The organism is Dehalococcoidales bacterium (assembly GCA_028716225.1).
Lineage (GTDB): Bacteria > Chloroflexota > Dehalococcoidia > Dehalococcoidales > UBA5760 > UBA5760.
Window position 1 is genome coordinate 1 of record JAQUQE010000069.1, and the last position, 5,612, is coordinate 5,612.

8 protein-coding genes are annotated in these 5,612 nt (G+C 49.0%); all 8 read right to left on the reverse strand.

Features of this window, described 5'->3' with window-relative positions; translation table 11 throughout:
* Positions 1-1,234: hypothetical protein (locus PHI12_13195; GenBank protein MDD5511748.1), on the reverse strand; the 1,234-nt coding region annotated here is incomplete at its 3' end.
* A gap of 24 nt (positions 1,235-1,258) precedes the next feature.
* Positions 1,259-1,582, reverse strand: coding sequence for a hypothetical protein (locus PHI12_13200; protein MDD5511749.1), 324 nt, complete (start codon positions 1,580-1,582; stop codon positions 1,259-1,261).
* A complete protein-coding gene (locus PHI12_13205) occupies positions 1,579-1,914 on the reverse strand; it encodes a hypothetical protein (GenBank protein ID MDD5511750.1) in 336 nt (111 codons plus the stop codon). The genes PHI12_13200 and PHI12_13205 overlap by 4 nt, the downstream gene beginning before the upstream one ends.
* Positions 1,914-2,903, reverse strand: a complete 990-nt coding sequence (locus PHI12_13210; protein ID MDD5511751.1) for a hypothetical protein — start codon at positions 2,901-2,903, stop codon at positions 1,914-1,916. The genes PHI12_13205 and PHI12_13210 overlap by 1 nt, the downstream gene beginning before the upstream one ends.
* A gap of 115 nt (positions 2,904-3,018) precedes the next feature.
* The gene (locus tag PHI12_13215; protein ID MDD5511752.1) at positions 3,019-3,447 is read right to left on the reverse strand and encodes a hypothetical protein; all 429 of its coding nucleotides are present in this window, start codon (positions 3,445-3,447) and stop codon (positions 3,019-3,021) included.
* Positions 3,444-4,316 (reverse strand): hypothetical protein, encoded by an 873-nt coding sequence (locus PHI12_13220; protein MDD5511753.1) that lies wholly within the window; start codon positions 4,314-4,316, stop codon positions 3,444-3,446. The genes PHI12_13215 and PHI12_13220 overlap by 4 nt, the downstream gene beginning before the upstream one ends.
* A gap of 144 nt (positions 4,317-4,460) precedes the next feature.
* On the reverse strand, positions 4,461-5,024 hold the full coding sequence (locus PHI12_13225) for a hypothetical protein (GenBank protein MDD5511754.1): 564 nt from the start codon (positions 5,022-5,024) through the stop codon (positions 4,461-4,463).
* Positions 5,025-5,162: 138 nt separating this feature from the next.
* Positions 5,163-5,612 (reverse strand): hypothetical protein (locus tag PHI12_13230; protein MDD5511755.1); only part of this gene is annotated, 450 nt, incomplete at its 5' end.

The following is a 5,612-nucleotide window of genomic DNA, read 5'->3' on the forward strand; positions in this document are numbered from 1 at the left end:
TGTTTAGTGCCGCTATCCCGTCGCGCCCTTCTTCCCTCGCCCTTTCGTATTCATGCTGGACGTAAAGCGGTAATGAAGTAAGCTCCCGTTTAAAGGCCGCGAGCTGCGCCTTCGCGCGCTCGATATCGGCTTTGTAAACTTTGTAACCCGCGACTCTGAAATCTTCAGGGTTATCGATACCGGCTTCGACGAAGGCGACAAGGTTTATGTTACCGATTTTGGAGGCAAGTCTGCGCTCCAGCGGCAGGACCGGATAACCCTCTTTAACATCGAGTAATTGCCTGATTGCGCCATCGAATTCGTCCTGGTCCTTGATTCTAAATAATTTATCAGCTTCAAGAAGGGTCAGGTGTTTTGAGCCGCCGCCCGGAGTAAGGACTGTTACATAAGCCCTGCCTTCAGTCGGGTCATCGTACCGGCCGGCGCCGCCTTCGAAATTTACCCATATCTCGCCGGTTTCCGGGTCGATGTATTCCACGCGCGTTACCTCGATGCGCTCTTTTGAGTTTTTAACGCCATAATATTTCCATTGGATATTATCAGGCGTGTACCATCTGACCCCGTCTTTATCCACGTAAGTTATCACTTCGCCCCTGGCGTTGCGCTCCGCGACTTCCCACTCTGGGTCCGGTTTAAACTCGCGCTGCTCGTCTGTAAGTTGCTTTCCGCCGATTAGATTAGGGCCTTCCGACTTTGTTTCTTCCGAGGTAGTTGTGGTAGCCGGCACCTCGCCTGTTTCACCCGTTGGGGCTTTTTTAGTTGCTACCTCCGCTTTCCGCCTGGCTGCCATAGCCTTTGCCGCCGCCTCTGCCGCTCTTTTAGTTGCCTCTTCCGCGGTTCGCCTGGCTTCGGCGCTCTTCTCTTCGGCAGCTTTTTTTGCGGCTTCTTCCGCCTTCCGTCTGGCGGCCATGGCTTTTGCCGCTTCTTCATCTGCCCGGCGTTGCGCTTCCTCCGCCGCGCGCTTTGCTTCGGCGGCCTTTTCTTCCGCCTGCCGTCTGGCGGCTTCTTCCGCTTTGCGCCTATCCGCCATGGCTTTTGCCGCTTCTTCAGCTGCCCGGCGTTGCGCTTCCTGCTCCGGCGTCATGCCCGGATATCCGCCGCCGCCACCAACACCCGTTCCGCCGCCACCAACACCGACCGGCGGCACGCCGCCAGGCGGTATAACGATAGGAGGTCCGCCGCGTGGGTCCGGTATTACAACAGTACCTGGAGGATAACCTGGAACATTCGGCATTTTCTCTTTACCTCCCCTTTTTACTTAATCGCGGCCTCTTGCTTTGTTATAGATTCCCTTCACCCAGCTAAAGCCTTTGGACGGCAAGTTTATTTCAAAAACAATTTCCATAGCTTTCATAAATTCATAGACGGATAAAAACAAAAGCCCGTAGCTTATCGAAGAGTGATTTGCTGCCAGGGAAAGACCGATGAGGAGCGTTATAAGCCCAGATATGAAGTAAACGGACTCCCGCTCATTCTTTAAGGCAATAGCGAATAGAGCTATTGAGAGCGCGACCTGCGTAAAAAACTCTATCGCGGTTCCCAACCCGCTCAAAGCGTCGATTATTTGTTGCACCATCATCATTGGGACACCTTCAATGTGCCGTTATCGGACCATACTGCCCCGCTGATGCCCGGGTCCGACTCCGGCAGATTATTCAATAATAGGTAGGATATCGTGGCGTTGTCCGTGATAACCAGGGCGGCTGTTACATTTTGGGTTATTACATTTTGAGCCGTGACGTTTTCCGTTGTTACATTTCCTGAAATTACTTCATCGACATCCACTAATTCAACTTCCACCAGCTCACCGACCGCGTCCTTAAAATAAACCGTTTCCGTCCAGGGGTCATCCGCCATGCAGCCGGCCATAGTTAGTGCCGCCAGGATAAAAATTAAAAGGATGAGTTTTTTCATTATTCCATCTCCGGCTCTGAAATCAAATTATCCAGAAGATAGACATTGCCGCTGCGTTTGGCTTTACGCTTTATACCGAGCGGGTGAAGGTATTTCCCTAAACTCCGGCTATCGCCTTCAATACCGTATACATGGTTAGCGGTTGCCCAAAATGTGTCACAGGGCACTTCATCACTGCCCCTAGATTGAAATTCCCTAGCAAGAGAATGAAGGGACCGGCGTATCTCATTATATATGGCTTTTTTATTACTGATGACACGCTTCATAAAGTCGAACTTGACGCCGCCGAAAATATCTTCCACGGACAATAAAGCGCGGGTATTATAAGCCGTGTGGTAAATCTCCGGCCCCCCTTTACCCCAATACCAGCATTTGAACGGCCGGGCGAACTTATCGCGTCTGTCTGCCGCCTTGCCGGTCAAAGCTCCCGATCTATCCCACGCCTCTAGATAAACAAAAGTTCCTTTTTTAATATGGTGTAACCTCCCCCATGTTGTTTTAGCCATATCCTGACAGTCAATCTCGATATCCGTCTCGAATCCCAACCCCTGGCGGTCCAGCCAGCCGGCGCTTTTTGCGGTCCAGATGACATCTATTGAGCGGTGTCCTACCTGGTTGGTAAACGCGTTTGTTACTCTATTTCTAGCAGTGAGGGGTGAGCGGTTAGAGTTAAACGCACTCGCTTCATCTATTCCTATAGTGCCGTCCTGGTATTCTTCAGACATCATGAAGAAAGCGTCCCAATCAATCATCTTTGTATGGATATCCGGAAATCCCTTATCAAGGAAGAATTTAGGCGTATGCACGTCCATGGTGGACCATACTTTACGGCCGAGACACATATCGCGATAAAGCAGTTTAGCCAGCAGTAGGCTTTTGCAACTGCGTTTAGGACCTACTAAACCGATTACGGTACTATCGGCATAGTCCTGTTTGTTACGGGGCAGGATATAATCGAACGGGTCCCTGATGGGTTTCAGCTTAGACATCTCATACCCTCGAGCGCGTCATCATCAAAACGGCTAAGGAAGGGGTTTGTTGTATACGGAAATCCACTGTATTTAAGTGGGGATTCAAGGGGGTTTTTTGATGATGACAACATAATTAACGTGGCCTTTCAGTACCTTCAGGAGGTCGTTCTTGAGTACGGAAATCACTCCCGCGGTACACCTTATCCTCTTTGACTTTCGGTAAGCCCTTAGCAGCTCTGTATATATCGGAGGCCAAGAGACCTATTGCGGCAAATAAGCCCTCGACCCTCGATAGACCGCCTAATGCTGCCGTACCGGCAATTTTTTGTCTTAATAGTTCCTGATGTTTGGTTTGCCCAAACTTTTCATGACGGTGAGAAAGTCTTAATATTGCATTAAGTTGGCGCTCGTTGCGAAAATTGCCGCGTATAATTACCTGGGCCATATCCTCTACATCCGGGACTTCAAGAATTTTTTCTATTCTGTTAGCCCAGGACATCTCAAAATTGCCCCCGAAATTACCCGGGTTTAAATCAGGCATATCTTCAGGAGTATTTGTCATGCCGCTGTACCTCCGCTGGACGCTGTAACAATAAAAAACGTTACGATGATAATACCGATAATAAGTCCGACAAAGACGCCTAACTTGATTTTTTGCCCCCAGGAAGAGCTAAGACCGTAAGTTTCCCTGACTTCCTCCGCACAATGTTTTGCAATCCAAAGGTCCAGAGGCGACTTCCCCTCTTCCATCGAGATATGCGCGGCTATCGTCCAGAATTTTTTTTTCAAATCTAATCCGAGTATATGGAGCCATCGGCCTTCATAATTCTGCTTAAAGCTGTCGACCGGGATTAATTTTTCAGGGATTTTCCGGAATATTCTTTTCTTAGTTCTCTCAACAACTATCATTGCATTAGCGTCAGCGTAAAGTTTTTTAAAGTTCAATTTCTGTGTTTTGGATTTTCCATTTAAGTGAAGAAAAGACTTAATAAACGGCACGACCGCCACAGCAGCCGTAACAACTTCCGGCGTTCTATTTTTGAATACCATCAAAACAGCTATTAAAAACACCAATATGACGCCGGCCAGGGCTATGCCTATCCAGAGTAACCGTCCGTCTTCACGCTCTTCCGTATCGAGTAGCGTCATTTCCTCATCTTCCGCTTCGTTTGCGATAGTAGTCACGGCGCCTTCAACATCTTTATCGCCGTCCATACTTTCGTAAATCTTAATCGGCCGGTAATCTTTTGGGTCTATAAACTGCAGATACTCGCCGGTCTCTTCATCGATACACTGCTGCCGGCTGTTTAAACCCCACGCTTCGAGAGTTTTAGTAGACTCTATGTGAGATTTATAGGCATCGAGTTTGTATTCTTTAGCCTCGTTTACTTCATTAAGTAAACAGACACGCATTTTATTTTGCTTTGACATGGATTGCCTCTTGAAAAAATTTTAGATGGAAGATACCGCCAGGCTTTTTAGACCGGGCGGTATCACCATCCGCCAGGAGTAAGACGCCCTGCGCGCCATGACGTCTTTTAGCATGGTAGTGAGCCTCCTGTCCCTGGTTAGTTGTTATAGTTTTCCGGTCAGGTGTTTGTAGGAACCATAGGCGGCCCCCGCAAGCTGCGATACACCGGCACCCATGAGAGCAAGGAATATCACCATGCCCCAGATGGTCATGATATCGAGCAGCCCGCTAAACTCGGCTAAATTAGCGGTCGCGTTTACCGTAACATACGCTGTGTGCAGAGCGCTCTGGATGGTTCCGTTAAGCAGCAGGGAGATAACGAGAGTAACGCCGCCCATGATAGACACCATAAATACATCCATCCAGCCCCCGGTCGTAGCCTTTTTCCACTGGACAATCGAGCCTCCGGTTAATGCGGCAATGCCCGCGGCCATGAAGATAATGAAGATGACCAGGCCCCAGATGCCCATAACATCGGTAAGCCCGACCTGCTCGGTGTATGTCGTTGCGTCGGTGTAGGCGGCATCGAGAGCATCGATGCCGATGTTAAACATTATGAGGACGACCAGCATAGCCACCGCTCCCATGACGATGGCTAAAAAGCCCATCCACTGACTCGCCTTGCTGCCGCCTCCGCTACTGTTATTACTGCGATTTCGTTTACCCACTTTTCTCCTTTTTTGATTTAAAAAAAATTAGGCTTTCACCTTTTTCACCAAGTTGCGAGCATGGCGCCGCGCATATATCACCTCCTTGTCTCATAAATATTTTTTACGACCTTGAGTTTTTGCATATTCTCTCCCGTTTTAGGAGGTAAAGAAACAATATATCGAACCTGCGGCAGTACCTAGAAGAAGGAATAGGTAAAACCAGCGCAGCAAAGAAAGCACGGCAAGCATAAAGTCCTCGATAGTGGCGGATTCTATCAGGAAAGTTACAGAAAGCGTCCGGGTGAGACTCTGGTCCAGTCCGTTCACGGTAAGAAGCCGGGAAACGGTATTGTACGATGCGGCGGACGGGACATCAGTAGTAGCGTTTGAAGATATCTCTTCCACGAATACCAGGGAGTTATAGTAGAGAGGTTCCGCCAGCGTAAAGTTGGCGGAATAAACGCCGGCGGCAGTGGATATGCCGGCGAATGTCTCTGTGTACTCATCAGTGCGTGCGTCATCGATGAGAGAAAAAACCTTGGGAGTAGCGAACATCAGGAACAGCGAGCAGAAAATCAAAAATACGCTTTTCATACCGCCACCCCA